Origin of the sequence: Pantoea sp. GD03673 (assembly GCF_029844725.1) — a bacterium.
Lineage (GTDB): Bacteria > Pseudomonadota > Gammaproteobacteria > Enterobacterales > Enterobacteriaceae > Pantoea.
Genome location: NZ_JAOCKJ010000007.1, coordinates 144,327 through 170,451 on the forward strand (window position 1 = coordinate 144,327; position 26,125 = coordinate 170,451).

Below are 26,125 nucleotides of genomic sequence, written 5' to 3' on the forward strand. Positions count from 1 at the left end.
TCCTCTCAGGGGTTAGCGGGTATTCAGGCTTTCGCAGAAGGTATCGACATCCGACACCCAGCCAAAAAAGGTTTCGATGTTGAACAGGGCCGCCTGTTGCGCAAAGGCCGGGCCAGCCTGATACGTGGCGTCTTCCAGCACCACGCCGAAGTACTCCAGGAAGAAGCCGTCGCGCAGCGTCGATTCCACACAGACATTGGTGGCGATGCCAGTGAAAATCAGATGACGGATCCCGCGACTGCGCAGCATGCTGTCAAGTGAGGTGTTATAGAAGCCGCTGTAACGCGATTTTGGCAGCACAATGTCACCCGCTTGTGGCACCAGCTCATCGACCAGCGCGTAATCCCAGCCGCCTTTTGACAGCAGCGAACCTTGCAGTTCGGGGCGTTTGCGCATGGTCTTTAGCGCATTTGATTTGTGGAAGTTAGGAGACCCGGCATCTCCCGCTTCAACATAATCACGGTCCCAGCCGTTCTGGAACCAGATGATCTGTACGCCTGCCGCGCGGGCCGCCGTCACCGCCTGATGAATTTTCGCAATAACCGGCTTCGTTGCGGAAACATCGAAGCCCGCCAGATCGAGGTAGCCACCTTCAGTGGCATAGGCGTTCTGCATATCGACGACAATTAGTGCCGTCTGACCCGGTGGAAAGGCGATCGGCTCTGGCCGTGCTGGCAGTTCAACCTGAGGAACAGCCGGCGTGTGGGCACAATAAACGGTATTCATCATGCCACCTCCTGCTGTGCATCGAGCAGGGCGCTGCGACAGGTCATTAGCGGCTGAATGTGCTGACCGAAGTTTTCAATACCTTCCAGGAAATCATCAAAGGTCAGCAGCACACCGTGCGTGCCTTCAACCTGCGCCACTTCATCCAGCATCCGCGCCACGCTGGCATAAGAGCCGACCAGAGTGCCCATGTTGATGTTGACTGCCGAGGTCGGATCCGCCATCTGGCGCACATTGGTGTCGCTGCCCGATTTAGTGTCCTGCTGACTCTGGGTGGTGAGCCATGAGAGCGCTTCTTCATCCGCACCGGCTTTATAGTGTTCCCACTTCGCCCGCGCTTCTTCATCGGTTTCGGCAGCAATAATCATAAACAGCACGTAGGAGCCGACATCACGGCCCGCTTTTTCTGCGGCCTGCTTCATGCGAATGGACGTAGCGCTGAAGGCGGCAGGCGTGTTAACACCTTTACCAAAGCAGAAGTTGTAATCAGCGTGCTGAGCGGAGAAGGCCATACCGGCATCGCTCTGTCCGGCACAGATAACCTTCATCGGGCGCTGCGGCTGCGGACTGACGCGGCAGTCGTTCATGGTGAAGAACTCACCTTTAAAGTCCGATTTTCCGGTGCCCCACAGATCGCGCAGCACGGTAACGTACTCGGTCAGATATGCGTAGCGGCTGCCAAAATACTCATCGCCCGGCCACATTCCCATCTGTTCATATTCTGGTTTCTGCCAGCCGGTCACCAGGTTAACACCGAAGCGACCGCCTGAAATAGAATCAATCGTGGACGCCATACGCGCCACAATGGCCGGGGGCAGTGTCAGGGTGGCTGCGGTGGCGTAGATTTCGATGCGTGATGTGACGGCAGCCAGACCCGCCATCAGGGTGAATGACTCCAGGTTATGATCCCAGAATTCTGTTTTTCCGCCGAAGCCGCGCAGTTTGATCATCGAGAGCGCAAAATCGAAATGATAATGCTCTGCTTTCAGCACGATGGCTTTGTTCAGTTCAAAGGTCGGCATGTACTGCGGCGCATTGGACGAAATCAGCCAGCCATTGTTACCAATCGGAATAAAGACGCCTATCTTCATGTGAAACCTCGTTGCGATGGGGGAAGGTGTTTCACGCGCTGCACTGCATCCTGCGACATCCGTGTGGGCTGCGCTCAGTCACAATTTTGCAAACTGTGTGCCACAATTTTTATTGGTATAGATAACAATGAGTTGAATTTAACCCTAAAGGGTTAAGTGGACTGACGGGTCCATTTCGGACCATCTGGTCAAAATTCGCTGCACGTTTTGCATGCAGGCTGAGCAAAAAAGGTGCAGGGCGCGGATTGGGCAGCGACGCATCCCTTTGCTATGATGCGCTGACACCAGAAGGATGAGGTAAACGTGTGAATAACGATGAAAAAACGCCAACGCGTCGTTCGCGTGCGGTGGCAGCGAAGCGGGCTGCCATACTGGAAGCGGCATTAACCTTCTTTTCACAGTTTGGTATTCACGGCACCAGCCTCGATAAGGTGGCCGAACTGGCCGATGTCTCTAAAACCAACCTGCTCTACTATTTTCCCTCTAAAGAAGTGCTCTACGTGGCGGTGCTCAAGCAGATCCTGGATGTCTGGCTGGCCCCGTTGCGTGCGCTGGCGCACGATCAGGATCCGCTGGTCGCCATCCGGCGTTACATCCGGCTGAAACTGGAAGTGTCCCGCGATCACCCTCAGGCTTCCCGTCTGTTCTGTCTGGAGATGTTACAGGGCGCACCCCTGCTGAAAGGAGAGCTGGCGGGCGATCTCAAGCAACTGGTGGATGACAAGGCAGCGATTATTGAGCGCTGGATTGATGAAGGACGGCTGGCGGGCGTCCAGCCTCAACATCTGATCTTCATGCTGTGGGCCACCACGCAGCATTACGCCGATTTTGCCACCCAGGTTGAGGCCGTGACCGGCCAGACTCTCAGCGATCCGGCGTTTTTCGACCAGACCGTTGAAAACGTTCAGCGCATGATCATTGAAGGCATTCGCGTGCGCTAATTCAGGACACATTCATCATTCGGTGACGGGGTTAATCAATGGATTCTGTTTCGCAGTTCGTGCTGGGTGCTTCGGTCAGTGTTGCGGTGATGGGACGTCGGGTGCCGGTCTGGCAGGCCGCGCTGGTGGGCGGCGTCTGCGGCACCTTACCCGATCTGGATGTGTTCCTTGATCATGGTGATGCGATACGCAACATGACCCTGCACCGCACGGAGTCCCATGCGCTGATCTGGCTCACGCTGGTCTCACCTCTGATTGCGTGGGGGATTGCGGGCTGCTTTCGTCAGCGCATAACGTGGGCGATGTGGTGGCCCGCGATCTGGCTGGCGCTGATTACCCATCCACTGCTTGATTTGATGACGGTGTACGGAACGCAGCTTGGCCTGCCGATCACCGATTACCCTTATGCCATCGGCAGCATTTACATTATCGATCCGCTCTATACGCTGCCACTGCTGGCGGGCCTGATTGTCGCCCTGTGGCGTCGTGATGACAAAGGCGTACGCGGGAACCGTTTCGGCCTGACGCTGAGTACGCTTTATCTGGTCTGGAGCGTGGTGATTCAGGGCGTTGCAGGCTGGCAGATCAGAGAGGCGCTGACGGCGCAGGGCATTGCGTCTGATAAAGTCCTGGTGACGCCCACGGCCTTTACTACGCTGGTCTGGCGCAGCGTGATTATGACGCCGGATCGCTATGGTGAAGCTTACTGGTCACTGTTGTCGCCTTCGCGTCCGCTGCAGGTGACATGGTATCCGCGTCACCCTGAACTGTTCGACGCATTTCGGGGCAGCGGGTACGCAGAGCGCGTCGCCTGGTTCAGCCACGGCTTCTATGCCCTGCGTGAGCAGGACGGGCAGACAACGATAGCCGATCTGCGCATGGGCGAAGGCGATAGCTATACCTTCACGTTTGGTCTGGGCACGCCTGAGCAGCCTGATTCGCGGCCGCAGCGCTTACCTTATGAACGTCCCTCGTTGTCTGCCATTTTCTCTGCGCTGGGCGAACGCCTGTAAAAAAGTCAAAAAAAGCCCGGTCAGGTGACCGGGCTTTTTCATGCTGTGACGGATTAGCGGCTGCGACGATTACGCAGCATCCAGCCCACACCCAGCAGTGCAAACCAGAGAGGCGTTACCATCAGCGCCTGGCGCGTATCGTCCTGCAGCGTCAGCAGCACCAGCACAAAGGCGAAGAATGCCATGCACACCCAGCACATAAACTTACCCAGTGGCATTTTAAACGCCGACCCGGCATGGCGCTGCGGATACTTTTTACGGTAGGCCAGATAGCTGCACAGAATGATGGTCCAGACGAACATAAACAGAATGGCCGAAACGGTGGTGACCAGCGTAAAGACCTTCATCACATCCGGGATAAGATAGATCAACGCCACACCGAGCAGCAGGCACAGGCAGGAGAAGAACAGGCCGGTGGTCGGAACCGCGCGGGCTGAGAGACGGCCAAAGGCGCGACTGGCAACACCCTGCTGCGACAGACCATAGAGCATACGGCTGGTGGAGAAGATGCCGCTGTTTGCCGAGGAGGCCGCCGAGGTCAGCACCACAAAGTTAACGATACTTGCCGCCGCAGGCAGGCCAATCAGCACGAACATCTCAACAAAGGGACTGCGATCGGCCATCACCTGGGTCCACGGCGTCACCGCCATAATGACCATCAGCGCCAGCACATAAAACATGATTACCCGCAGCGGAATCGCGTTAATGGCGCGCGGTAACACTTTATGTGGATCGTGGGTTTCCGCGGCTGCCGTGCCCACCAGCTCAATGCCGACAAACGCAAACACGGCAATCTGGAATCCGGCAAAGAAGCCGCTGAGTCCTTTCGGGAACATTCCGCCGTGATCCCAGATATTGCTCAGCGCTGCGGTGCCGCCACCGGGTGAAGGGTAGTGAATGGATACCAGCACAATGCCGGTTACGATCAGCGCCACAATGGCGACGATTTTGATAATCGCGAACCAGAACTCCATCTCACCAAACAGCTTAACGGTAGCAATGTTCAGCGCCAGGAAAACCACCACGCAGAGCAGGGCGCTCATCCAGATTGAGAAGCCCGGAAACCAGAGCTGGAAATAGGCGCTGATGGCCACGACGTCGGCGATGCCGGTGACCACCCAGCAGAACCAGTAAGTCCAGCCGGTAAAATAGCCCGCCCACGGGCCAAGCAGATCCGCAGCGAAATCGCTGAAGGATTTGTACTCAAGGTTGGAGAGCAGCAGCTCTCCCATAGCGCGCATGACAAAGAACAGCATAAAGCCGATGATCATATAGACAAAAATGATCGAGGGGCCAGCCAGACTGATGGTTTTACCGGAGCCCATAAACAGGCCGGTGCCGATAGCACCCCCAATGGCGATGAGCTGAATATGGCGATTGTGCAGGTTGCGCTGTAGCTTGTCGGGCGCGTCGAGTGCGCGTGCGGTTTCTTTAGATTGATCAACCATAGAATTGTCTTTCCTGTCGTGATGTTGTGTCAGCTCTGCTGGCTGTTAGTAAACGCGTCTGCCCGGGGGCAAGTGGGCATAAGATAGAGGAAGAGCACCGGAATCGGGTAACGCTTTTTTATCAATTGTGATGCTTTACGCACCGTAAGCCGTCCTGAAGGGCCGTTTCGTTCAATGCTGCGTCAGTCTGAGTAATTATTCATCACGTTGTGTCAGGCAGACGGCGTGAAGCGGAATGTGCTTCTACACTTTTTATTTATTAATCATTACGCTGCAAAGGGAATTATGCGCACGCTAATCCTGTTTCTGCTGTTAATGGCGCTGGGATGGGTCAGCTTACCCTGGCTTAAGCAGCATCTCCCGCCGCAGTTCAATCCCTTTACACCGCTCTCCGTTACCGATCCACCCGGCTGGATGACGCAGTTAAAGATGAAAAGACTGGCCCGCGATCCTGACGAATGTCTGGCAGTAATGCGTCGTGCGCAACAGGCAGGATGGGTCAGCTTCAGCGAGCGTCCGGCGGTCACGGGCAACTGTCCGCTCAGTCATCCACTGCGAATTCAGAAATTTGGCCCGGTCAGCCTCAGCAGCAGCTTTCTGGCCAGCTGTCCGATGGCCGTCGCCAGCACCATGTATGCCCTGCGCAGTCGGGAACAGATCACCAGAGATATGCACAGTCCGCTGGTACGAATTACCCATGTTGGCAGCTATGCCTGCCGCAATATTTATCACCGCGCACAGGGTCGGCTCAGTGAACATGCCACCGCTGATGCCTGGGACGTGACCCGCTTTGAACTGGCTGATGGCCAGCGGCTTGAGGTCAGTCGTCACTGGCAACAGCCGGAAGACAAAGCGGCCATGCTGCATACGCTGTGGCGTGGCGGTTGTGAGGTCTTCGGTAATGCGCTGGGCCCGGACTACAACGCCGCGCACGCCTCGCATTTTCATTTAGGTATGCGTGGCGCGGGATACTGCCGGTAAATCATCAGAGATGAATTAATACCGTTCCTGACCCACAAAAGAATGGTCAGCTGGGGAAAAAAACCAGCCAGTTATCATCGTCAGTGCCGACCCGGCTGAAAAATAGCTGGCAACAGGTTAAAGGCCAATCGCGCATGGTTTTTCAGGGCCATAAATTTCAACAGAAAAGGGACATAAACTTAATCAGCGGTGAAGTTTCGGTACTTTATCTGAACAGCACCAGTAACTGCAGGATGAAATTATTTCACGATGCGGCAACGTGAATTAAGGGAAATTAATCGTATTTACAAAGCGTGCAGCACGAAATAATGATCGGGCATTCTCCCGTTAAAAATTTTTCCAGGTGATTCAGTTGTGTGACTATCGTTAAAGTGATTTTCATGGCTAAAATAGCGTCAGCGTTGAGCGTGGTGTCGACATAACGTACTGTCATCATTAATAGTGATCATTGTCGTGTATTGCCTCCGGACAGGTGATAAGTCATGCTGATTTACTTTAATGCACAACTTTCGGTTCAGATTATTCCAGGCAAAAAAATTGTCTGAAGACAAAGTGAGGTAACGCATCCGCTGGTTAATGTCGCTGAGCTGAATCGTCCCATCAGGCACCCCTCCGCGACGTTTGCCGGACTGCGCCTGCAGGTGAGGCAGAATCAGTATTCAGAGGCGGCAGGCGCACGTGATGAGACGGTCCTGACAGGAAAGCACGGGCTGCCGCAGGGCAGAGGGGCGGCGTCGGTCAGCGAGCGAGTCTTATTTCCTGATAAAAAATATCCGGCAGTTTTGTGTTGCCGCTTCGCTTATTTAAGCGCAATCAACGCTTTGTTTAGTCGATATTTACTCAACACCCTGTAACGCGATTCGATATTTCCAGCCGCTTCCCTGGGTCTGAGATAAACTTCAATTTAATAACAGGGATTGAAATTCTATCAGAAAAATCTTATTCTCCTGGGGTGATTGAAATTGCTGTGACCGGCCTCACATTGTAAGGGCGGGGCATTTTTTCACTCCGTCATAACGGTGAAGGGTTAAATGGACTGTTGATTGTGAGGGATTCACCCCACGATAAATTAATTTTCTGCTGTTAATTTAATTTATCCGATGAATCCGAATGAATAATACCGTAAGGACGAGTGAAATTAACGCTGAGGCAATATGAGTACTGAAAACTATTTCGCCTGGCGAAGCGAGGTGAAAGAAAAATTTCAGGCATTAACGGTTACTTCTGAATTGAAGACGTTATTGCAACAGTTTACTGAATCATTAGGCTTCGATTATTTTGCCTTTTTGATACAGCATCCGGTGCCATTTACCCGGCCGCGTATTCATTTACATAGCTCCTATCCCAAATTATGGGTTAAGCGTTATGAGAAGCAGAATTATTACGCTGTCGATCCGGTGCTCACATTGTGCCAGCGACCCGGCAGAGGTATGGCCTGGATGAAAGAGCAGTTCGCTGACGCCGGCAATCTGTGGCAGGAAGCGAGAGAATATGGGCTGCAGAGCGGATTTTCTTGCTCCGCAATGGCACCAAATCGCGTCCTTGGTATATTATCTATATCGTCGCAACAGCCCATTTCTGTCCAGCTCCGCCATGCGGAGCTGGAGGTAAAACTACACCTTTTGGCGGAACTAAGCCTGGATACGCTGGAACGCTTTAGCGATGATGCAATGATGGTACTAAAAAAGGCGTTTAGTCAGCGCGAGCTGGAAATTCTGAAATGGACAGCCGAAGGAAAAACGGCGGTCGAAATTTCACTTATTTTATCCATCTCTGAACATACCGTTAACTTTCACCAAAAAAATATGCAAAAGCGTTTCAATGTTTCCAATAAAACGCAGATTGCCTGCTACGCAGCGGCAATCGGACTGATCTGAACATAATACAACTGCTACATTTGGCAGTTCCTTTGTCCGGGTCTGTTGTCTACCCTGCGCCGGGGCTTTGCCAGGCTGGCGCAAAGAAATCATTGCAAACATGGGGATGTCAGAGGCGCATGATGAAAATAGTGCAAACGCAATTAAAGGATATGCCATCCTCGTTGCTTGCCGAACTCGGCAGCTACCGTTACAGCGTTTTTGCGCGCGGCGAAGGGTGGTCAATACCGCCACGCCTGAGCACGCCAGGACAGGAATATGATCGTTACGATCGTTCAGATGTCACCTGGCTTATCGCGTGGAATGCGCGCGAAGGCATCAGTGGCTGTGCGCGTCTGATGCCCTGGTTCGAACCTGAGCAGAGTGAGGGCATTGTGCTGCCTTTCAGCCATGAGAAAGTGTGGGAGATGTCGCGCTTCTCGGCACGTCTGGACGTCGACGCTGAACTGCCGCTCAACATTCTCTGGCACGCGGTGCAGCTGGCAGAGCTGAACGGCATGGAGTACATCATCAGTTCGGCTACGCCGTTGCTGGAGAAGATGTTTGAGCAGCATGGCGTGGTGTATGAGCCACTGACGCCGGGCCTCATCCTGTCAGAAGATAATCTGTTTGCGATCCGTATTCCGGTTGTCCAGCCCGCTCTTGCAGAGAAATATCGGGGCACTCGCCGCTTCAGCCCGGAAGAGGTGCTGCCAACGCTGGGCGTTTCGGTTAACTGGCAGGCGCACAGTTAGCGTATTTGCCCCCGTTGCAGGGGGCAAAAGCTTACTGACGGTAGGCTGTTTTAATCTGTTTGATGGTATTGCTGAACACTTCCGCCTGAGGCTTGTCGCCCAGCGTCTGCACATAGCGTTCCATGTTAATAATCACTTTTCCGGCATCAGCCTGACCCATACCTTTAAGAATCAGGGTAATCATCATCTTCAGGCCCGCGATTTCATCCGCTAATTTCCGGGCTTCCTGGGAAGTTGCAAAATCTTCATCGCTCATGCGTTTCTCCTTGGTGAATAACAACGTGTCGGCAATCTGTCCGAACAGCAGTGCGTCAGTATATCACAGGGGCAGTAAGTTGCTGATGCGGCCGCTTCGCTTGATTATAAAAGGCTGGTTTATCCAGTGTAATTAATCAATCGCTGTAAGTAATTACAGCCTTTCTCGGGTCAGGCGTCACGAGAGTGAACGGCGCTGAACCCTGAAGCGAGACGATGTTAATCAGCTGAATTAAATAGAGTTTGACGATGATTTCCCGATCCGTTTTTTTGTAAGAGAAGGCGGTTAAGCTCTTTCGGACGGGCCTGGCTGCAATCATGTAATGCCTGCACTGTTTTGCTTTGTTGATGTGCTTTTGAGGTAAAAGCGGGTATGATTGGTGCCTGAAATCGTGAATTGCTTCTTCTTTTTTAGCCTCTGGAGTTTCCCCGTTGATCAGTGTGCTTCTTGTTGATGACCATGAACTTGTCCGCGCGGGTATCCGTCGCATCCTGGAGGATGTCAAAGGTCTGGCCGTGGTCGGAGAGGTCAACTGTGGCGAGGATGCTGCCAGATGGTGCCGTGCCAATCAGGTTGATGTGATCCTCATGGACATGAACATGCCGGGGATCGGCGGACTGGAGGCGACGCGCAAAATCGTGCGTTACAATCCCGATATCAAAATCATTATGCTGACCATTCACACGGAAAATCCGCTGCCTGCAAAAGTCATGCAGGCGGGTGCTGCCGGTTACCTCAGTAAAGGTGCTGCGCCCCAGGAAGTGATTAATGCGATTCGCTCGGTGAATGCCGGCCAGCGCTACATCGCGTCAGACATTGCTCAGCAGATGGCGCTGAGCCAGATTGAGCCGCAAAAAGCGGAATCCCCCTTTAGCTGTTTGTCGGAAAGGGAATTGCAGATTATGCTGATGATCACCCGAGGACAAAAGGTGACGGAAATTTCCGAGCAGTTAAATCTCAGTCCTAAAACCGTTAACAGTTACCGCTACCGGATGTTCAGTAAGCTGAATATCAGTGGCGACGTCGAGTTAACGCATCTGGCCATTCGACATGGCCTCTATAATGCGGAGCCGTTAATCAGTAGTGAATGACGTTTTTGATTCCAAAGCCTTTCTGAGTACGGTAACCAGCAAACCCGGTGTTTACCGCATGTATGACGCCTCAGGCACCGTCATTTATGTGGGCAAAGCCAAAGACCTGAAGAAGCGCCTGACCAGCTACTTCCGCGCCCAGGTCGGCAGCCGCAAAACCGAAGCGCTGGTAAGCAATATCCAGCACATCGATGTCACCGTTACCCATACCGAAACCGAAGCGCTGCTGCTTGAGCATAACTACATCAAGCTCTATCAGCCGCGCTATAATGTACTGCTGCGCGACGATAAATCGTATCCTTACATCTTTCTCAGCAGTGATACCCATCCGCGGCTGGCCATGCACCGTGGCGCAAAGCATGCCAAAGGCGAATACTTTGGCCCGTTTCCCAACGGCTATGCGGTACGTGAAACGCTGGGCCTGCTGCAAAAAGTCTTTCCTGTCCGCCAGTGCGAAAACAGCGTCTACCGCAATCGCTCCCGTCCCTGTCTGCAATATCAGATAGGTCGCTGTCTTGGCCCCTGTGTTGCAGGCCTGGTTAGTGAGGAGGAGTATGCTCAGCAGACCGATTACGTGCGTCTGTTTTTGGCCGGTAAAGACGACCAGGTACTCAACCAGCTGGTCAAACGTATGGAAGAGGCGAGCGTGGGTCTGCGCTTCGAAGAAGCTGCACGACTGCGCGATCAGATTCAGGCCGTACGACGGATCACTGAAAAGCAGTTTGTCTCTAATCAGGGTGATGACCTTGATGTGATGGGTGTGGCTTATGACGCGGGTATGGCCTGCCTTCATGTGCTGTTTATCCGTCAGGGCAAAGTGCTGGGCAGCCGCAGCTATTTCCCGAAGGTGCCGGTGGATACCGATCTGGCCGAGGTGGTGCAGACCTTTGTCGGGCAGTTCTATCTGCAGGGTAGCGAAGCACGCACGCTGCCAGGGGATATTCTGCTGGACTTCACCTTGCCGGAGCGCGAACTGCTGGCGGAGTCGCTCAGTGCGCTGGCGGGACGTCGGGTGAATATTCAGAGCAAGCCGCGTGGCGATCGTGCCCGGTATCTTAAACTGGCGCGTACCAACGCCGCGACGGCGTTAACCACGCGCCTGTCACAGCACTCCACCATTCATCAGCGGCTGATGGCACTGGCGGAGTTTCTTGAGCTCGACAGGATTACACGCATGGAGTGTTTCGATATCAGCCACACGATGGGTGAGCAGACCATCGCCTCCTGCGTGGTGTTTGACCAGAATGGTCCGCTGCGTGCCGACTATCGTCGCTATAACATCAGCGGCATTACGCCGGGCGATGATTACGCTGCCATGAATCAGGTGCTGCGACGCCGGTATGGTAAAGCGATTGAAGAAGATAAAATCCCGGATGTGATTCTGATCGATGGCGGTAAAGGTCAGCTCTCTCAGGCGAAACAGGTTTTTGCGGAGCTGGATGTCCCCTGGGATAAGAACCGGCCTATTCTGCTCGGCGTCGCAAAAGGCAGCGATCGCAAAGCCGGTCTGGAGACGCTCTTTTTTGAAGCCGAAGGTGAGGGCGTTTCGCTGCCACCGGATGCGCCCGCGCTGCATGTGATTCAGCATATTCGTGACGATGCTCACAATCATGCGATTTCGGGCCACCGTAAAAAACGGGCTAAAGTAAAGAACACCAGCGCACTGGAAAGCATCGAAGGGGTAGGGCCGAAACGGCGTCAGCAACTGCTCAAGTACATGGGAGGCCTGCAACCGCTGATGAATGCGTCGGTGGAGGAGATCGCCAATGTACCCGGCATCTCACACGCGCTGGCAGAAAAAATATACTACTCCCTGAAACACTAGCATTGAAACGGGGGGGGCAATGTAGGAACATAGGTTAAATTCTACCTATATCCAGACAGTTACCGGCATATGCAATTAAACATCCCGACGTGTCTCACCCTGTTTCGAGTCGTGCTCATCCCGTTCTTTGTGCTGGCTTTCTATCTGCCGTTCACCTGGGCGCCGCTGGCTACCGCACTGATTTTTGTTTTTGCGGCCATTACCGACTGGTTTGATGGCTTTCTGGCGCGCCGCTGGAAACAGACGACGCGCTTTGGTGCGTTTCTCGATCCGGTAGCGGATAAAGTGATGGTGGCGATTGCGCTGGTGCTGGTGGCGGAATATTTCCACGCGTGGTGGATTACGTTGCCCGCCGCCACCATGATTGCCCGTGAGATCATTATCTCTGCGCTGCGTGAATGGATGGCAGAGATTGGCAAACGCAGCAGCGTGTCGGTTTCCTGGATTGGTAAGGTGAAAACCACTGCGCAGATGTTCTCTCTGTTTGCCTTGCTGTGGCGTCCTGATGCCACCGTTGTGGCGGTTGGCGTGGTAGCGTTATACATTGCTGCGGTGCTGACTTTCTGGTCAATGTTCCAGTATTTAAGCGCCGCACGCGGCGATCTGCTCGAACCGTGATCGATACGATTTAAAAAGCAGCAAACGGACACGCTGTGAGGATAATTTTATTGACTCATTGCGTCATCTAAGTAGAATGCATCGCATCGAACGGCAGCCAGGCTGCCAGAAGATAAATAAAATCAGCAGGTTCGACGAAATTGCTGAAAATTGCGGGAATAGCTCAGTTGGTAGAGCACGACCTTGCCAAGGTCGGGGTCGCGAGTTCGAGTCTCGTTTCCCGCTCCAGATTCGCAGGTCAGGTTAACCTGACGGCACATCAGTTTAAGGCGCGTTGGCAGAGTGGCTATGCAGCGGATTGCAAATCCGTGTACCTCGGTTCGACTCCGGGACGCGCCTCCAGTTACACCCTGCCCGGGTGGTGAAATCGGTAGACACAAGGGATTTAAAATCCCTCGATCGTAAGGTCGTGCGGGTTCAAGTCCCGCCCCGGGCACCATATTTCTGCCGAAGAAAAAAGAATAAATCAAAGCAATATGCAGTAATGTCGTAACCGCCCAGGGGCGGTTTTTTTGTGCCTGCTATCTGACGTCACAGCCGCTGAACACGGGTTTAGCATTCTCCACTGCCATCAATCCCGGGAGCTGAACACCAGCTGCTCATCCGTGTTACTGACCAGAACCATTCGTTGCGCCTCTCCACTGGATGAAACAAAGGTCACTTCATGCCCGATGCTGATAGCATCAAAGGCATCCGTTGGCTGCGACTGCTTCTGAATCTCCAGTACCATCCGGGACGGAAAGGGCTTGTCGTTGACCGTATCCAGACGATAGCTGGCGGTGAAATTCAGTTCGGGTTGATCAACCACGTAGAATTGTCCTGAAGGCATAGTCTTCACCTCTGTATAAATTTGGCCATAAATTCTGACCGGAACAGGCTGCCTGAAATTTAAGGTTAGCTGAATAATCCATGCCTGTGAGTGCCCGCGCCTTGTTTTTGGGTGCAGGCACCAATTGCTGAATATACCTGCCGCTTGCGCTTGTCTGTTCAGAAAGGAGCACTAACCTTGTTTACATCGTGTACTTTTCTGGTAAACGCTTCGGGCATGGTATAAAGGTATTACTGCAACTCTTAATGGGTTGACGATGCGGGTTCAATTCCTGCTGCCCGGTCCAACTCCTGCCACTTTCCAACGCCCGTTTTCCCGGCCACAACATACCCCATTACATCTGATTTCACGCATTTTTGCGGCCTGCATCGAATTCTGTAACCTGTTGAAACAGGCCGGCTTACCGTAAAGTAAAAGGTATGGTTTACCGTCGCAGAGAAGTTAACGCCAATGACAAAAGCTTTCACGCCTGATTTAACGTTATCGCCTTTACCCCCGGTTATTGGCGTTGTCGCCAGTCAGGTGCGCCATTCCTGTCAACAGAAAATGCTGGATGAGGTGACGCGCCAGCTCAACGCGCGGGGTGTTATCACGGTGCTGCTGAATGCCGACACCGACGAGGCAATGACAGCACTCATCCGTCAGGCCACGCCCCTTGCGCTGCGGGGGTTGCTGTTATTACCCGGAAACAAAGTTATCAATGCCTGCAATCTGCCGGTGCTGGCGATCGACGCTGAGCCTGAACTGCAGGCGGATGCGCTGCGGGCAGGGGAAGTGACCGCAGCACTACTGCTTACGCAGGGGCATCAGCGGTTTGGTTTTATGCAGAGTCAGCCTGATGACATCGCACAAAAACAGGGCTACTGCACCACGCTACAGGCGGCGGGCAGGACGCTGGACGCTGAACTGACTGCGGGCAGTGACGATCGTGACGGCGCTTATCTGGCGATGATGCATTATCTGAAAAAGACCCGCGCCGCTGAACGTATTCAGGCGCTCTTCTGTGAAAGCGATCGGCTGGCGTTTGGTGCGATACAGGCAGTACGCGATTTCGGTCAGGGTGCTTATCTTGCAGTGGCTGGATTTGGTGACAGTGAGGAAGCACACAGTCCGACCTGGCATCTGACCAGCTGGTCACCTGATATCAGGCAGATCATTGGCAGCGCGTTAGATCGCTGGCTGGGGGAACCGGCAATAAGCAGCGGTGGAAAAGGGCAATTGCAGCAGCGTCACTCCCATTCTGGCAAAGTCCTGCCGGGTGAAATGTCAGCCTGCGGCTGCGCCTTTCGGCACTAGCCAGCCTGCGGGACAGGCTGGCCTGAAACACATTATCCCTGCGGTTGTCCTGCCGGGCCGACACCACCCGGTGCGCCAACCGGCTGCTGTCCGCTTGGGGGTGGAGGTGCGTCTTTGCCTGGCGGCGGCGGTGGTGGGGCCTCTCTGCCCGGCGGTGGCGGCGCACAGGCGGTAAGGGTAGCAAGGATAGCCAGCGTCGATAACAGGTAAGCCGTACGTTTCATCGTAATTCCCTGATCAGGTAAGCGGAACGTAAAGTATAGAGAATCGCCAAAAAATCGCGCAGTCAGTGATGAACACGCGATACGTTTCGTAAATTAACGGCGATTATTTGAGACGCCTCTCAACTCCTGCAAGCTGAGCATGCGTCGCGGGCAGGAGCACGCTAAGGTAGCGCTTCATTTAAGAGGAGTCGTTATGAATGGCATTATGAAGTTCGTCCGCGGCTGGCTGGTGTTCTCTGTACTGTGGGGCGTATTCATGTGGTTTATGTCATGGCAGCAGCAGGGTAAAGAGCCGGGTCTGGCGATTCTGACAAGTCTCTACGCCGGTTTAATTTATCAGGCGCTGATTACCATGGTAGGCCGCTACCGGGCGCGACGGCAACAGGCTTAAAGCGTACTGCTGCCAGAGTGGCAGCAGTACGCAGTTGTTAGCCGAAATTACCGGTCAGGCGCTGATGGAAATCAGTGCTGCGCGGATCCAGCCCCTCAATTGTCACCTCTGCACCATAACGCTGATAGCGGTACTCAATGCCATCCAGTGCCGCGACGCTGGATGCATCCCAGATCTGTGCGTGGGTTAAATCGATGGTCACCTTTTTCGGGTCATGGGCATAATCGAAATGCTCAAACAGATCGTTGCTGCTGGCAAAGAACAGCGGACCGCGCACCACATAGCGCACTGAGCTGCCATCTTCGCTCAGCTGGCGTTCCGCATGGATAACGTGCGCGATACGGCGGGCAAACAGCAGCATCGCCAGGATGACCCCACACAGCACGCCCAGCGCCAGATTACCTGTCCAGACAGTGACGGCCACCGTCAGCACCATAATCAGCGTCTCTGACCAGGGCATACGTTTCAGGGTGGCAGGCTGCAGGCTATGCCAGTTAACGGTTTTCACTGCTACAACCATCATGATCCCAGCCAGCACTACCATCGGGATTTGCGCCATGATACGGCTCAGTCCGGTCACCAGTAACAGCAGCACCAGACCGGCGGCTACGGTGGATACACGGCTGCGCGCCCGGCCCAGCTCAACGTTGACAATGGTCTGGCCTATCATCGCGCACCCTGCGATCCCGCCATAAAAACCAGCGAAAATATTTGCTACCCCAAGGCCCCAGGATTCACGCCACTTACTGGAGGGCGTATCGGTCAGGTCATCAACCAGTTTAGCGGTCAGCAGTGACTCCATCAGCCCGACAAAGGCGATGCTCAGTGCGGTGGGCCAGATGATCTGCAGGGTCTGCAGGTTCAGCGGCACCAGCAGGCTGTTAAAACCGGGCAGGCCGGGACTCATTGGCCCTTCATCCCCGACGTTCGGCATGCGATAGCCCATTAACAGCGCGACGCCTGTCACAACCACAATAGCGACCAGAGGAGAAGGAACACTCTTTACCAGGTGCGGCAACAGCAGCACGATAGCCAGGGTGACAGCAAAGAAGATCCAGACCAGAGAAGATTGCCCCCAGACGTGCGGCACCTGGGCAAAGAAAATCAGCACGCCGAGCGCATTCACAAATCCCAGCATCACCGAGCGGGGAATATAGCGCATCATGCGCGCCAGACCGGCCACGCCAAACAGAATCTGAATCACGCCGCCCATTACGACCGCGGGCAGAATATATTCCACGCCGTGCAGATGGACCATTGGCCCGATAACCAGCGCCACGGAGCCCGCAGCCGCCGTGACCATTGCCGGACGACCGCCCAGTATCGACAGGGTCAGGCAGAGCACCACCGAGGCGACCAGACTGACTTTAGGGTCAACACCGGCAATAACGGAAAAGGAGATCACTTCAGGGATCAGCGCCAGCGCGGTAATAACACCGGCCAGGCATTCGCGGGTCAGCAGTGCAGGCGAACGCAGAACGCGCCCCACACTGATATCGCCCGCCACAACGTCGGTTGCGGCAACATCATTGGTTTGAGTCATAAAGTTTTGCAGGCTCTTTAGTTGTTTTGCTCCCGCGCGAAGGGCGGGAAAATCAGGATAACGATGAGGGGCAGATAGTACCGGGCGGCTGGCGAAGATGCCAGAAAAAGGCAGAGGACTCCTTCCGTAGAGTCGCGATTACAGTGAAAAATCGTCCGGGGTTTTATGGACCACCAGGTCAAGCAGCTGTCGGTAGATGTCCAGCATCTCCCTTTCGCTCTCCAGTTCCAGCCGGTGAATAAGCTTTGAGATAATGGCTTTATTATTCACTGGCATACCTGACTGCAAAATTTCTGCAACAAGGATGCCCAGCATTTCCATCTCGCTGGCTGGCTTATTGGCTGCAGGATTAAAATAATCAGCGATTTCCTGATTGGTCCGGGGAAGAACAGTTTGCATGTGTAAGCCCTTCAGAACAGCCCGATTCCGGTTCGGATGTCAGGACAAAAACGATCAAAAAAACCATCACATGGACAGATGCGATGGTACCAGCTTCAAATATTGAGCAGATAAAAATAACCTCTGAAGGTGGAAATCCACTGACACCTTCAGAGGCGACGCAAGTGCATCATTCGTTACAGAGTCGCATGACAACTCATGGCAGTAAACTTATACAATGAAGGGCAATCTGTACAATCGGATCCTTTGACAAAATGTGCTATTGATAACTTATCAGCAAGTTATAAGGAATATTCCGAACAAAAATCTGTACAGGTAACCTATACAACGACGGCGCTGGCGGGCGGAACGGCAGAGGCAAGGGAAGCTGCAGCCCGCTTCCCGCTGAAAAACTAACCGAAAAGCGCCAGTTTTGCCGTCAGCTTACGCAGCGACTTTTTATCCCCGACGACAGCAAGCCCCAGCAGACGCCACTGCTGACGGGGTTGCTGCCGCAGAACGGCCCCCAGTGCCAGATAATCGGTGGTGCTCTGACCCGCTTCCGGAAACAGCACCAGATCGTACTCACCCTGTTCGCACCGCTCCCGCAGCACGCTGAGCTGCTCGTCGGTGGCGGCCAGTACGGGAATCCCGGTGGTGATCAAACCGGGAGAAGGGCGTCTCTCCGCGTCGGTCAGCGCGTCACCTACCAGTTCAGGATGGCGCTGTCCCAGGGTTAAGGCCATTACGGCGGCGGCGTTGGTCGCTTTGCCTGGCGGCAAAGCGGCATTCAGTATCATCACACATCGTGGGTTTTGCATTGCGCTTCTCCTGACGAAAAAACGCATTGTGGCAACGGGCTTAAATCAGGTCTGGAAGATTTGTGCAGGCCCGCTGATAACGGGCAGGGGAGAGCTGGCAGGCGCGTTTAAACCAGCGGCCCAGATGACTTTGATCCGCGAAACCCAGCGCGGCGGCCACATCAGCGACGGGCTGGCCCTGCGCCAGCTGACGGCGCGCCTGGCTCAGCCGCCACTGCACCAGCCAGGCGTGGGGCGGCAAACCCCAGTGCGTCTGGAAGAGGCGCGATAAGCGGAAGCGATCGATCTGCAGATGCTGTGCCATCTCAGTCAGGCCGGGGTTATCCGCATGATGGGCAATCAGCCAGTCACGGGCCAGCAGCGCCAGCCGGGCATCTCTGTCCGCAGGCTGTGCGGGCAGTGACCACTGCCGGTGCGGGGTGAGCTGACCCAGCATCCGCGCCAGCGCTGCTTCTTGAATGATGGCAGGATGGTTGTGCCACAGCGCATCGAATGCGTGCCAGACGGCATAGGCCAGCGGGCGGTCATCGCGAAGGGTAGCGGCAAACCGTAGCTCGTGCGGGGAGGGGGCATCAGCCTGCTCAGGCACAAGGTGCCGGGCAATCTGCTGCGGTGAAAGATAGAGCATCCGATAGGTGAAACCGCTGTCATTGATGGCGTCACCATCATGCAGCTCCTCCGGCTCAAGCATAAAAACCGTTCCAGGACGGCTCTGATGCTGTTTGCGCCGCGAATGAAACTGCTGTACACCTTGCTCGGTTACACCAATCAGATAGCTGTCATGCCAGTGAGGATCATAGGCGTGGCCGGTAAAATGGGCGCGCAGCGCCTCAATACCGCTGACGGCGTCACGGCGCAGATCGACCCAGTTAGCTGATGCCTGTTTCATGATATCGGGCTCCCGGTTGCGGCCTCTGGACATTCTGCCGCGATACACTAATTTTTAACAGACCGGACGCTTTTCATTCGTGTTTCGCTTTGCGTATAATAACGCTTCCACTCAATTAGATATCTTACTATTAGGCTGCTAACATTTGTCTCAGCACACCCGTACCTTTACCCATTTACTGCATCTGACCGCCCACGCCTGGCGGCTGGCCGTGGACCGTCACCTTAAAGATAGTGGCTTAAGCATGAGTAGCTGGATGGCCATCGGGCTGATTGCCAGTGAACCGCAACGCATGACCCAGACCGAACTGGCGCAGCTGCTGGGCCTGGAAGATGCCAGCATGGTGCCGCTGGTGGATCGGCTGGTTAAACAGTCACTGCTGACACGGGTACAGCCGCCGGAAGATCGCCGTAAGCGACACCTGGTGCTGACCGAAAAGGGGAACGAAGCGTTCGCCAAAGTGAAAACCGAGGCTGACGCACTGCGTACTGAAATGCTGGCTGATATTGATCCGCAGGATCTGGCTGTGACCGAGCGCGTACTGCAACAACTGTTGAGTCGCATGGGAAGTATGTAGCAGTGGCAAAGCGAAATCCCTACGCTGCACGCGAGTGGTTGCCGCATGAAAAACCGATGCTGCCGGGATCGCCCTCGACGCCGCTGCATCCGATGCCAAAGCGCCTGGCGTTTGGCCTGATTGGCTTACTGATTTCGCTGACCGGTGCGCTGAGTAATGCGCTGGTTACGGCAAATCTGGTTAATCTGCAGGGGACGTTTGGTGCCTGGTCGAATGAGATTGCCTGGCTGCCTGCGGTCTATGTCATGGGCAATATCTCAATCAACCTGCTGCTGGTGAAGTTCCGTCAGCAGTTTGGCCTGCGTGTCTTTACCGAAGCGTTTCTGGTGCTCTATGTACTGGTGGCATTCTTTCATCTGTTCGCCAACGACCTCAGCTCGGCCATCATTGTGCGCACCGCCCACGGCATGGTGGCTGCGGCCCTCAGTTCACTGGGCATCTACTATCAGGTCCAGGCCTGGCCCGCGAAACACCGGCTGAAAGCGCTGGTGATTGGCCTCACGGTGTCGCAGCTGGCGATCCCGCTGGCCCGCTTATTCTCTTCGGAATTGCTTCAGCTCAACGAGTGGCGCGGACTGTATCTGTTTGAACTTGGTCTGGCGCTGATTGCGCTCGGCGGGGTCCTGCTGGTGAAACTGCCACCGGGCGATCGCATCAAAACGTTTGAAAAGATGGATTTCGTCACTTTTATCCTGCTGGCACCCGGCATGGCGCTGTTGTGCGGCGTACTGACGCTGGGCCGGATTGAGTGGTGGTTTACCACCCCCTGGCTCGGTATCTGTACCGCGATCGCCCTGACGCTGATTGTCGCGGCGATCGTTATTGAGCATAACCGGCGCAACCCGCTCATCAACACCCGCTGGCTCAGCAGCGGCATGATGGTGCGGCTGGGCATTGTGATGATTATGATCCGCATCGTACTGGCAGAACAGAACACCGGCGCGGTCGGCTTTCTGCAGCAGATCGGCCTGCAGAATGATCAGATGCGCGGTCTGGCCCTGGCGATTATGGCTGGGGTTATCGCAGGCATCGCTGCCAGTGCGCTGACCATTAAACCTGCTCATCTCAACTGGCCGATTGTCGTCTCGCTGGTGGTCATGATCATCGCCTCATTGATGGATGCACAATCCAGTCCGCTGACCCGTGGCCCCGAAATGTATTTCAGCCAGTTTCTGCTGGGCTTCAGCAGCGCCTTTTTCATGGCACCCGCAATGCTGATGGGCATTGGCAGCGTGGTGACGCAGCCGAAAAATCTGGTGAGCTTTGTGGTGCTGTTTGGTATGAGTCAGAACCTTGGCGGGCTGATCGGCTCGGCGATTCTTGGCACATTTCAGGTCTGGCGGGAAAAATATCACTCCAGTTTGTTGGGCGATCAGCTTTCTCTGCTCGACCCCAACGTCACCGAACGGCTCAGCCAGTATAATGCGCTGTTTAACTCGCTGGTGGGTGACGACGTTCTGCGTGGCGCGCAGAGCACCAGCCAGTTACAGACGGTGGCTACGCTGCAGGCCAACGTGCTGGCCTGGAACGACACCTACCTGTTAACCGCCGCACTGGCGCTGATTACGCTGATGTGGGTGATCTGGCGTTTGACCCGGCGTCGCTATCTTGACTGGCGTCAGGCGCAATTCAACCTGCGTGAGCAGCAACAGCTGGCCGCATTACAGGAATCAACGGAGAAACAATGAGTCAGCAGGATGAGCTTCAGGCGGCGGAACGCGAGCGTGCAAATCGCCGCCGTATTCTTTCTATTGCCGCAGGCAGCGGCATTGTGGTGATTGGTGTACTGGTCATTCTCTACGCCTGGCAACTCTGGCCCTTCACCAGCGCGATACAAAGTACCGAAAATGCCTATGTACGGGGCCAGGTGACCTTTATCAGTCCGCAGGTGAATGGCTATCTCACGTCGGTCGCGGTAATCGACCTGCAGCCGGTGAAAAAAGGCCAGCTGCTGATGACGATTGACGACCGTATCTATCGCCAGCGGGTGCATCAGGCGCAGGCGCAGCTGGCAATGAAGCAGGCGGCACGCAACAATAATCTGCAGCAGCGACGCAGTGCAGAAGCGACCATTCAGAGCAACAAAGCCGCGCTGGAGAATTCTAAAGCCCAGGCGCTGAAAAGCGGCTTCGATCTTAAACGGGTTGAAAATCTTGCGGCAGATGGCTCGCTGTCGGTGCGCGAGCGCGACGCTGCCCGTGCCGCCAATGCCCAGGCCCAGGCGCAGGTACGCCAGGCTGCCGCGCAGATCGCCGTCGCCCAACAGAATCTGCAAACCGTTATTGTTAATCGTGAGGCGCTGGAAGGCGATGTCGCCAGCGCACGTGCGGCGCTGGAGCTGGCGGAGATCGATCTGGCGAATACCCGCATTACCGCGCCCGACGATGGCCAGCTCGGTCAGCTGTCGGTTCGCACCGGTGCCTACGTCACGGCGGGTACGCGCCTGACCTCAGTAGTGCCGAATCACAAATGGATCATCGCGAACCTGAAAGAGACCCAGCTGGCCAATATTCGTCCCGGCCTGCCGGTAACGATTCGGGTCGATGCGCTGGATGGCAAACGCTTTAACGGTCAGGTGGAGTTTATCTCTCCGGCCGCCGGTTCTGAGTTCAGCGCCATTTCGCCCGATAACGCCACCGGCAACTTTGTTAAAATTGCACAGCGCATTCCGGTACGCATCCGCATCAACGATCAGGACATGCATCAGCTTCGTCCGGGTATGTCGGTCGAAGTTAACATTGACACCGCCGCCCGGCCCGCCGCTGAGGGCGCACCATGAGGGGGCGCTTACTGATTGGCGTTGTCGCCCTTGTGCTGACAGGCTGCGCCACTGAGGTTGAAAAGGCACCCGCCTCTCTGCCGATCCCCGACGCCTGGCGCGAGAGTGTCGGACCCTCAGCCGCGCCGGAGGCAGAGTGGTGGCGTGCGTTTCATGATGAATATCTCAACCGGCTGGTGACCCAGGCGCTGCGCAATAATCCCGATATTCTCACGGCGCGATCCCGGGTCGACCAGTATCGCGCCCAGCTGCGCGCCACGCAGGGGGATAACTTCCCGACCCTGAGCGCCGGCGTTGCCGCGACCCGTGAGCGCACGCTCTCGTCAGTGACGGGCCAGCCGTATGAAACCGATGTTTTTCAGGGCTTATTACAGGCGAACTACGAGGTCGATCTCTGGGGGGCACGCAGCAGCAGCATCACGGCGGCGCAGGCGACCTTAGCGGCACAGCAGGCCGCCGCGTCTGCGGCCGGGCTGACCATCGCCAGTTCGGTGGCGTCGGGATACCTCAACCTTTGTGCGCTGGATGAGCAGCTGCGGGTAACGGAGGCGACGCTTGTAACCCGCAACAATTCCCTGAAACTGGCACAGCGTCAGTTTGAAACCGGCTACACCTCCAGACTGGAGTGGATGCAGGCCGCTTCGGAATATCAGTCAGCCAGAGCGCAGATGCCGCAGTTGAAGCATCAGATCACCCAGCAGGAAAATGCGCTGAGCATCCTGGTGGGCATGAACCCGCGTAGCATTGCCCGTCGTCAGCACTTTGATCAAATCTCCCCGCAGCAGATGCCGTCACTGCTGCCCTCCGAACTGCTTAATCGCCGCCCGGATATCGTGCAGGCACAGCGTCAGTTACTGGCGGCGGATGCCAGCCTGGCGTCGTCGCGGGCGAAGCTGTTGCCGGGCCTGAACCTCACGGCCACCGGTACCCTGCAGAGTTCGGTGCTGCATCAGCTGGCGGACGATCCCTTCCGGCTGTGGAGCGTGGGGGGCAGCATCCTGGCACCGCTGCTGAACCGTGAAGCGCTGACGGCGCAGGTGGATGTCTCGATGGCGACGCGGAATCAGGCACTTTATGGCTATGAAAAAGTGGTGCGTAACGCCTTCTCGGAAGTCAGCGATGCGATAGATGCCATCCGTCAACGTGAGGCACAGCTTCAGGAACTGCAAAAGCAGGAAGCCTATGTCACGGAGGCGCTGCGTATTGCCCGCAACCGCTATCAGAACGGCTACGCCTCTTATCTGGATGAACTGGATGCGCAGCGAACCCTGTTTTCCACCCAGCTGAATCGGGTGACGGTCAAAAATAACCTGCTGCTGGCCCAGATAGATCTTTATCGCGCACTGGGTGGCGGCTGGACGCCCGCCTCTTCACCGTAATCTCTCAGGCCGATCCAGCCGAAGGCAGAGTGCCTGTCGTCAGGATCGGCCGCTGCACTCTCGCGGTCAACGCGTACTTTGTCCCGTTTTAATCCCACAAATAACCGCTAAAAACCTGTGCATACTTCTGCTTACCAGTCTTGACATTCGATGGTATCATGCGCGGGTTTTTAGCTGGCCAGACGGAAAAGCGCACGTAAAGTTAAATCAGCGCCAGGCGAGTTATCCGTTTAATGCACTGATATAAATCATAAAAGAAGGGATTCATCATGAATAAAAAAACAATTTTCACGCTGACAGTGTTAGCTGCGTTATTAACCGGTTGTGCGCGCACTGCGCCGATTCACAACGTGAATCAAACCCTCACACAGCGCTACAGCGATAACCAGATGAAACTGGCAATTATTGAGGCGGGCATTGGCCGTAAATGGGTCATGACTCCCGTTTCTCCTGGCGTGATTAATGGCCGTCTGGCCCAGCGTGATTTCGTGGCAAACATCCGCATCACTTATACCAGCCAGAACTATCACATCGATTATGTCAGCAGTGAAAACCTGAAAGCGGGACAGGGCAAGATCCACAGTAACTACAACCGCTGGATCGCCAATCTCGATCAGGATATTCAGTTACGGCTGTCGGCCCTGGCCGCTCAGTAACGGGTAAGCCGTCGTCATGGTGTGTCGACAGACGATCTGAATATAAAGATCGCCGTCAACCGGCCGACAAATCAGATGAGCTGCTATTGCTGACCCCCGGAGTAAACCTCTACCGTGAAGGCCCGCTTCGGGATCGGCAGAGGTTTTCCAGAATGCAATTTTTGCCGGGGAGAAGGGTGACAATCCGATGAATGCCGACGCCACACCTATGACGAAAAGAGTGTTGAGATGAAACTCGCTTACTCACTGGTCGACTGGCAGGCTCTGGCTCCGGGTTTACACGGGCGCGAGACCTGGCAGGACTGGGCGCAACAGGGCACCGCAATTACCCCCACAGAGGCGATGGCGAAGCCGCAATTTTTACCGATGATGACGGCGCGTCGTCTGAGCGGCGGCAGTCGTGCGGCGGTAGAGTGCGGGCTGGCGATGCTGGCACGGCAGCGGGCAGACGCTATCGTCTTTACCAGTCGTCACGGTGAACTGGAGCGTAATCTGCGTATCCTCAATACGCTGGCGGCTCAGCAATCAATGTCACCCACGGATTTTGCCATGTCGGTTCATAACTCGGCGGTTGGCAGTCTGACCATTGCGGCAAAAGCGCCGCTGGTCTCCACCTCTATTGCGGCAGGTATCGACTCTTTTCAGCAGGGGTTGATTGAAGTCAGCGCCCTGCATCAGGGCGGGTATCAGCAGGTACTGCTGGTCGATTTTGACGGCATCGTGCCTGACTACTATCTGCCGTGGCTGTCGGATCAGGGCGTCAATTTCCCGTATGCCGTGGCGCTGTTGCTGCGTGCGGGGGAAGAATTGCACTGTACTGGCCGTACCGGTGGAGAGGGAAGGGCAGTCGCCCCGCTGCCGCAGAGCCTGCATTTTCTGCAACAGTGGCTGGCGGAATCGCCCACCTTTAGCCTGCCAGGCGAGCGCCTGACATGGCACTGGGAGAGAAATCATGGCTGATTGTTCACAAACAGCGCATTACGCGGGCAGCCGCGTCAATTACTGCTGGCGGCTGATGATGACAGCGGTGAGTTTTACGCTCTTTGGCCTGGGCGGGCTGCTTCTGTCACTGATTGGCTTCAATCTGCTGCTGCTGGTACAGCGCGATTCCCTGCGCCGCCGCCTGCTGGCCCGGCGTGCTATCGCCTTCAGCTTTCGCTGCTTTCTGCGTTTCTGCCGGATGACCGGGGTCTATGACTACCGGATTGAGGGCGCAGAGCTGCTGCAACAGGATCGGGGATGCCTGATTGTCGCCAACCATCCGTCACTGATTGACTACGTGATGATCGCGTCGGTGCTGCCGGAGATGGATTGTCTGGTGAAAGCCGATCTGCAAAAGAACCCTTTTATGCGTGGGGTGATCCGCGCTGCGGATTATCTGATCAACAGTGAAGCGGAGACGCTGCTGCCGGACAGTCAGCAGCGACTGGCACGCGGCGACAATATCCTGATTTTCCCGGAAGGCACCCGCACCCGCTACGGTCAGCCGCTGACCCTGCAGCGGGGGGCCGCCAATATTGCGGTACGCGCCGGATGCGATCTGCGCGTGGTTCATATCACCTGCAGCCAGCGTATGCTCGATAAACAGAGCCGCTGGTATCAGATTCCGCCGATCAAACCGCTGTTTACCGTACGAGTACAAGCGCGAATCGACAGTCAGTCGTTTTGTGAAAGCAATCCCGACGCGCAGCCACTGGCCGCACGTCGCCTGACCCGCCATTTAGAACAGGCGCTGGTCCCCCAGAACAGGTAAGACGAAAAC

At 55.4% G+C, this 26,125-nt stretch carries 28 protein-coding genes and 4 tRNA genes; 22 read left to right on the plus strand and 10 right to left on the minus strand.

The features are described from left to right. Nucleotides 1-12 precede the first annotated feature (12 nt). Both rutB and rutA read right to left on the minus strand, forming a co-directional pair. Nucleotides 13-726: a pyrimidine utilization protein B gene (rutB, locus tag N5J69_RS15155; protein WP_279771619.1), complete on the minus strand. Its 714-nt coding sequence runs from the start codon at nt 724-726 to the stop codon at nt 13-15. Next, nucleotides 726-1,817, minus strand: a complete 1,092-nt coding sequence (gene rutA / locus N5J69_RS15160; protein WP_279771405.1) for a pyrimidine utilization protein A — start codon at nt 1,815-1,817, stop codon at nt 726-728. Before rutA ends, rutB begins: the two co-directional genes overlap by 1 nt. Nucleotides 1,818-2,122: 305 nt before the next feature. On the opposite strand from rutA, the gene rutR reads away from it, so the two are divergent. Further along, complete coding sequence (gene rutR, locus N5J69_RS15165; protein WP_279771408.1) at nt 2,123-2,758, plus strand: HTH-type transcriptional regulator RutR; 636 nt, start codon at nt 2,123-2,125, stop codon at nt 2,756-2,758. A gap of 38 nt (nt 2,759-2,796) precedes the next feature. Further along, nucleotides 2,797-3,771, plus strand: coding sequence for a metal-dependent hydrolase (locus N5J69_RS15170; protein ID WP_279771410.1), 975 nt, complete (start codon nt 2,797-2,799; stop codon nt 3,769-3,771). Between the two features lie 53 nt (nt 3,772-3,824). Here the strand turns inward: N5J69_RS15170 and cycA are convergent, their stop codons facing one another. Next, nucleotides 3,825-5,219 carry a D-serine/D-alanine/glycine transporter gene (gene cycA, locus N5J69_RS15175; RefSeq protein WP_279771412.1) on the minus strand — a complete coding sequence of 465 codons (1,395 nt, stop codon included), beginning with the start codon at nt 5,217-5,219 and terminating at the stop codon, nt 3,825-3,827. Between the two features lie 285 nt (nt 5,220-5,504). Between cycA and N5J69_RS15180 the strand changes: the two genes are divergently transcribed. The 3 genes from N5J69_RS15180 to N5J69_RS15190 all read left to right on the plus strand — a co-directional run bounded on the left by N5J69_RS15180 (nt 5,505) and on the right by N5J69_RS15190 (nt 8,811). Next, a complete protein-coding gene (locus N5J69_RS15180; RefSeq protein WP_279771414.1) occupies nt 5,505-6,200 on the plus strand; it encodes an extensin family protein in 696 nt (231 codons plus the stop codon). 1,154 nt (nt 6,201-7,354) lie between these two features. Then, a complete protein-coding gene (sdiA, locus tag N5J69_RS15185) occupies nt 7,355-8,077 on the plus strand; it encodes a transcriptional regulator SdiA (protein ID WP_279771415.1) in 723 nt (240 codons plus the stop codon). Nucleotides 8,078-8,199: 122 nt separating this feature from the next. Continuing rightward, nucleotides 8,200-8,811, plus strand: coding sequence for an acyl-homoserine-lactone synthase (locus N5J69_RS15190; RefSeq protein ID WP_279771416.1), 612 nt, complete (start codon nt 8,200-8,202; stop codon nt 8,809-8,811). A 31-nt stretch (nt 8,812-8,842) separates the two neighbouring features. On the opposite strand, the gene N5J69_RS15195 is transcribed toward N5J69_RS15190, so the two are convergent. After that, entirely contained in the window at nt 8,843-9,067 is a 225-nt protein-coding gene (locus N5J69_RS15195) for a DUF2594 family protein (protein ID WP_003849983.1), read from the minus strand. 431 nt (nt 9,068-9,498) lie between these two features. Between N5J69_RS15195 and uvrY the strand changes: the two genes are divergently transcribed. The 6 genes from uvrY to N5J69_RS15225 all read left to right on the plus strand — a co-directional run bounded on the left by uvrY (nt 9,499) and on the right by N5J69_RS15225 (nt 13,040). Then, nucleotides 9,499-10,158 carry a UvrY/SirA/GacA family response regulator transcription factor gene (gene uvrY / locus N5J69_RS15200; protein WP_013357383.1) on the plus strand — a complete coding sequence of 220 codons (660 nt, stop codon included), beginning with the start codon at nt 9,499-9,501 and terminating at the stop codon, nt 10,156-10,158. Continuing rightward, a complete protein-coding gene (gene uvrC / locus N5J69_RS15205; protein ID WP_279771417.1) occupies nt 10,151-11,983 on the plus strand; it encodes an excinuclease ABC subunit UvrC in 1,833 nt (610 codons plus the stop codon). Before uvrY ends, uvrC begins: the two co-directional genes overlap by 8 nt. Before the next feature lie 69 nt (nt 11,984-12,052). After that, complete coding sequence (gene pgsA, locus N5J69_RS15210; protein ID WP_013357385.1) at nt 12,053-12,601, plus strand: CDP-diacylglycerol--glycerol-3-phosphate 3-phosphatidyltransferase; 549 nt, start codon at nt 12,053-12,055, stop codon at nt 12,599-12,601. A gap of 152 nt (nt 12,602-12,753) precedes the next feature. Further along, nucleotides 12,754-12,829: transfer RNA gene (locus tag N5J69_RS15215), tRNA-Gly, on the plus strand. Between the two features lie 40 nt (nt 12,830-12,869). After that, a tRNA-Cys gene (locus N5J69_RS15220) sits at nt 12,870-12,943 on the plus strand. A 10-nt stretch (nt 12,944-12,953) separates the two neighbouring features. Next, nucleotides 12,954-13,040 (plus strand) — tRNA-Leu (locus tag N5J69_RS15225). Nucleotides 13,041-13,172: 132 nt separating this feature from the next. On the opposite strand, the gene N5J69_RS15230 is transcribed toward N5J69_RS15225, so the two are convergent. Next, complete coding sequence (locus N5J69_RS15230; RefSeq protein ID WP_279771419.1) at nt 13,173-13,430, minus strand: hypothetical protein; 258 nt, start codon at nt 13,428-13,430, stop codon at nt 13,173-13,175. A 210-nt stretch (nt 13,431-13,640) separates the two neighbouring features. Here N5J69_RS15230 and N5J69_RS15235 point away from each other — a divergent pair. Next, nucleotides 13,641-13,716, plus strand: a tRNA-Lys gene (locus tag N5J69_RS15235). A gap of 164 nt (nt 13,717-13,880) precedes the next feature. Continuing rightward, nucleotides 13,881-14,726: a substrate-binding domain-containing protein gene (locus N5J69_RS15240; protein WP_279771420.1), complete on the plus strand. Its 846-nt coding sequence runs from the start codon at nt 13,881-13,883 to the stop codon at nt 14,724-14,726. A gap of 32 nt (nt 14,727-14,758) precedes the next feature. On the opposite strand, the gene N5J69_RS15245 is transcribed toward N5J69_RS15240, so the two are convergent. Continuing rightward, nucleotides 14,759-14,950, minus strand: a complete 192-nt coding sequence (locus N5J69_RS15245; RefSeq protein WP_279771421.1) for a hypothetical protein — start codon at nt 14,948-14,950, stop codon at nt 14,759-14,761. A 193-nt stretch (nt 14,951-15,143) separates the two neighbouring features. Between N5J69_RS15245 and N5J69_RS15250 the strand changes: the two genes are divergently transcribed. Further along, nucleotides 15,144-15,341 carry a DUF6404 family protein gene (locus tag N5J69_RS15250; RefSeq protein ID WP_279771422.1) on the plus strand — a complete coding sequence of 66 codons (198 nt, stop codon included), beginning with the start codon at nt 15,144-15,146 and terminating at the stop codon, nt 15,339-15,341. Between the two features lie 37 nt (nt 15,342-15,378). Here N5J69_RS15250 and N5J69_RS15255 read toward each other — a convergent pair whose 3' ends face one another. Together N5J69_RS15255 and N5J69_RS15260 are read right to left on the minus strand one after the other, a co-directional pair. Beyond that, nucleotides 15,379-16,884 carry a SulP family inorganic anion transporter gene (locus tag N5J69_RS15255; protein ID WP_279771423.1) on the minus strand — a complete coding sequence of 502 codons (1,506 nt, stop codon included), beginning with the start codon at nt 16,882-16,884 and terminating at the stop codon, nt 15,379-15,381. Nucleotides 16,885-17,022: 138 nt separating this feature from the next. Next, a complete protein-coding gene (locus N5J69_RS15260) occupies nt 17,023-17,283 on the minus strand; it encodes a biofilm/acid-resistance regulator YmgB/AriR (RefSeq protein WP_279771424.1) in 261 nt (86 codons plus the stop codon). Between the two features lie 198 nt (nt 17,284-17,481). Between N5J69_RS15260 and N5J69_RS15265 the strand changes: the two genes are divergently transcribed. Then, nucleotides 17,482-17,679: a hypothetical protein gene (locus N5J69_RS15265; protein ID WP_279771425.1), complete on the plus strand. Its 198-nt coding sequence runs from the start codon at nt 17,482-17,484 to the stop codon at nt 17,677-17,679. Here the strand turns inward: N5J69_RS15265 and N5J69_RS15270 are convergent. Together N5J69_RS15270 and N5J69_RS15275 are read right to left on the minus strand one after the other, a co-directional pair. Further along, complete coding sequence (locus N5J69_RS15270) at nt 17,676-18,083, minus strand: DUF2000 domain-containing protein (protein WP_279771426.1); 408 nt, start codon at nt 18,081-18,083, stop codon at nt 17,676-17,678. The two genes, N5J69_RS15265 and N5J69_RS15270, sit on opposite strands and share 4 nt — an antisense overlap. A 40-nt stretch (nt 18,084-18,123) precedes the next feature. Next, nucleotides 18,124-18,972 carry an AraC family transcriptional regulator gene (locus N5J69_RS15275; protein WP_279771427.1) on the minus strand — a complete coding sequence of 283 codons (849 nt, stop codon included), beginning with the start codon at nt 18,970-18,972 and terminating at the stop codon, nt 18,124-18,126. A 145-nt stretch (nt 18,973-19,117) separates the two neighbouring features. Between N5J69_RS15275 and N5J69_RS15280 the strand changes: the two genes are divergently transcribed. From N5J69_RS15280 to N5J69_RS15310, 7 genes are all read left to right on the plus strand, one after another. After that, nucleotides 19,118-19,549 carry a MarR family transcriptional regulator gene (locus tag N5J69_RS15280; RefSeq protein ID WP_013357394.1) on the plus strand — a complete coding sequence of 144 codons (432 nt, stop codon included), beginning with the start codon at nt 19,118-19,120 and terminating at the stop codon, nt 19,547-19,549. Between the two features lie 2 nt (nt 19,550-19,551). After that, nucleotides 19,552-21,237 carry an MFS transporter gene (locus tag N5J69_RS15285; protein WP_279771429.1) on the plus strand — a complete coding sequence of 562 codons (1,686 nt, stop codon included), beginning with the start codon at nt 19,552-19,554 and terminating at the stop codon, nt 21,235-21,237. Further along, a complete protein-coding gene (locus tag N5J69_RS15290; RefSeq protein ID WP_279771430.1) occupies nt 21,234-22,328 on the plus strand; it encodes an HlyD family secretion protein in 1,095 nt (364 codons plus the stop codon). Before N5J69_RS15285 ends, N5J69_RS15290 begins: the two co-directional genes overlap by 4 nt. Then, on the plus strand, nt 22,325-23,707 hold the full coding sequence (locus N5J69_RS15295; RefSeq protein WP_279771432.1) for an efflux transporter outer membrane subunit: 1,383 nt from the start codon (nt 22,325-22,327) through the stop codon (nt 23,705-23,707). Before N5J69_RS15290 ends, N5J69_RS15295 begins: the two co-directional genes overlap by 4 nt. Before the next feature lie 269 nt (nt 23,708-23,976). Further along, a complete protein-coding gene (locus N5J69_RS15300; RefSeq protein ID WP_279771433.1) occupies nt 23,977-24,363 on the plus strand; it encodes a hypothetical protein in 387 nt (128 codons plus the stop codon). A gap of 228 nt (nt 24,364-24,591) precedes the next feature. Beyond that, nucleotides 24,592-25,323, plus strand: coding sequence for a beta-ketoacyl synthase chain length factor (locus N5J69_RS15305; RefSeq protein ID WP_279771435.1), 732 nt, complete (start codon nt 24,592-24,594; stop codon nt 25,321-25,323). After that, nucleotides 25,316-26,116, plus strand: a complete 801-nt coding sequence (locus N5J69_RS15310) for a lysophospholipid acyltransferase family protein (RefSeq protein ID WP_279771437.1) — start codon at nt 25,316-25,318, stop codon at nt 26,114-26,116. The genes N5J69_RS15305 and N5J69_RS15310 overlap by 8 nt, the downstream gene beginning before the upstream one ends. Nucleotides 26,117-26,125 lie beyond the last annotated feature (9 nt).

Coding starts and splice junctions, on each gene's coding strand:
- rutB (WP_279771619.1), bottom strand. CDS start 726: ATGAATACCGTTTATTGTGCCCACACGCCGGCTGTTCCTCAGGTTGAA.
- rutA (WP_279771405.1), bottom strand. CDS start 1,817: ATGAAGATAGGCGTCTTTATTCCGATTGGTAACAATGGCTGGCTGATT.
- N5J69_RS15170 (WP_279771410.1), top strand. CDS start 2,797: ATGGATTCTGTTTCGCAGTTCGTGCTGGGTGCTTCGGTCAGTGTTGCG.
- cycA (WP_279771412.1), bottom strand. CDS start 5,219: ATGGTTGATCAATCTAAAGAAACCGCACGCGCACTCGACGCGCCCGAC.
- N5J69_RS15180 (WP_279771414.1), top strand. CDS start 5,505: ATGCGCACGCTAATCCTGTTTCTGCTGTTAATGGCGCTGGGATGGGTC.
- sdiA (WP_279771415.1), top strand. CDS start 7,355: ATGAGTACTGAAAACTATTTCGCCTGGCGAAGCGAGGTGAAAGAAAAA.
- N5J69_RS15190 (WP_279771416.1), top strand. CDS start 8,200: ATGAAAATAGTGCAAACGCAATTAAAGGATATGCCATCCTCGTTGCTT.
- N5J69_RS15195 (WP_003849983.1), bottom strand. CDS start 9,067: ATGAGCGATGAAGATTTTGCAACTTCCCAGGAAGCCCGGAAATTAGCG.
- pgsA (WP_013357385.1), top strand. CDS start 12,053: ATGCAATTAAACATCCCGACGTGTCTCACCCTGTTTCGAGTCGTGCTC.
- N5J69_RS15230 (WP_279771419.1), bottom strand. CDS start 13,430: ATGCCTTCAGGACAATTCTACGTGGTTGATCAACCCGAACTGAATTTC.
- N5J69_RS15240 (WP_279771420.1), top strand. CDS start 13,881: ATGACAAAAGCTTTCACGCCTGATTTAACGTTATCGCCTTTACCCCCG.
- N5J69_RS15245 (WP_279771421.1), bottom strand. CDS start 14,950: ATGAAACGTACGGCTTACCTGTTATCGACGCTGGCTATCCTTGCTACC.
- N5J69_RS15250 (WP_279771422.1), top strand. CDS start 15,144: ATGAATGGCATTATGAAGTTCGTCCGCGGCTGGCTGGTGTTCTCTGTA.
- N5J69_RS15255 (WP_279771423.1), bottom strand. CDS start 16,884: ATGACTCAAACCAATGATGTTGCCGCAACCGACGTTGTGGCGGGCGAT.
- N5J69_RS15260 (WP_279771424.1), bottom strand. CDS start 17,283: ATGCAAACTGTTCTTCCCCGGACCAATCAGGAAATCGCTGATTATTTT.
- N5J69_RS15265 (WP_279771425.1), top strand. CDS start 17,482: ATGGCAGTAAACTTATACAATGAAGGGCAATCTGTACAATCGGATCCT.
- N5J69_RS15270 (WP_279771426.1), bottom strand. CDS start 18,083: ATGCAAAACCCACGATGTGTGATGATACTGAATGCCGCTTTGCCGCCA.
- N5J69_RS15275 (WP_279771427.1), bottom strand. CDS start 18,972: ATGAAACAGGCATCAGCTAACTGGGTCGATCTGCGCCGTGACGCCGTC.
- N5J69_RS15290 (WP_279771430.1), top strand. CDS start 21,234: ATGAGTCAGCAGGATGAGCTTCAGGCGGCGGAACGCGAGCGTGCAAAT.
- N5J69_RS15295 (WP_279771432.1), top strand. CDS start 22,325: ATGAGGGGGCGCTTACTGATTGGCGTTGTCGCCCTTGTGCTGACAGGC.
- N5J69_RS15300 (WP_279771433.1), top strand. CDS start 23,977: ATGAATAAAAAAACAATTTTCACGCTGACAGTGTTAGCTGCGTTATTA.
- N5J69_RS15305 (WP_279771435.1), top strand. CDS start 24,592: ATGAAACTCGCTTACTCACTGGTCGACTGGCAGGCTCTGGCTCCGGGT.
- N5J69_RS15310 (WP_279771437.1), top strand. CDS start 25,316: ATGGCTGATTGTTCACAAACAGCGCATTACGCGGGCAGCCGCGTCAAT.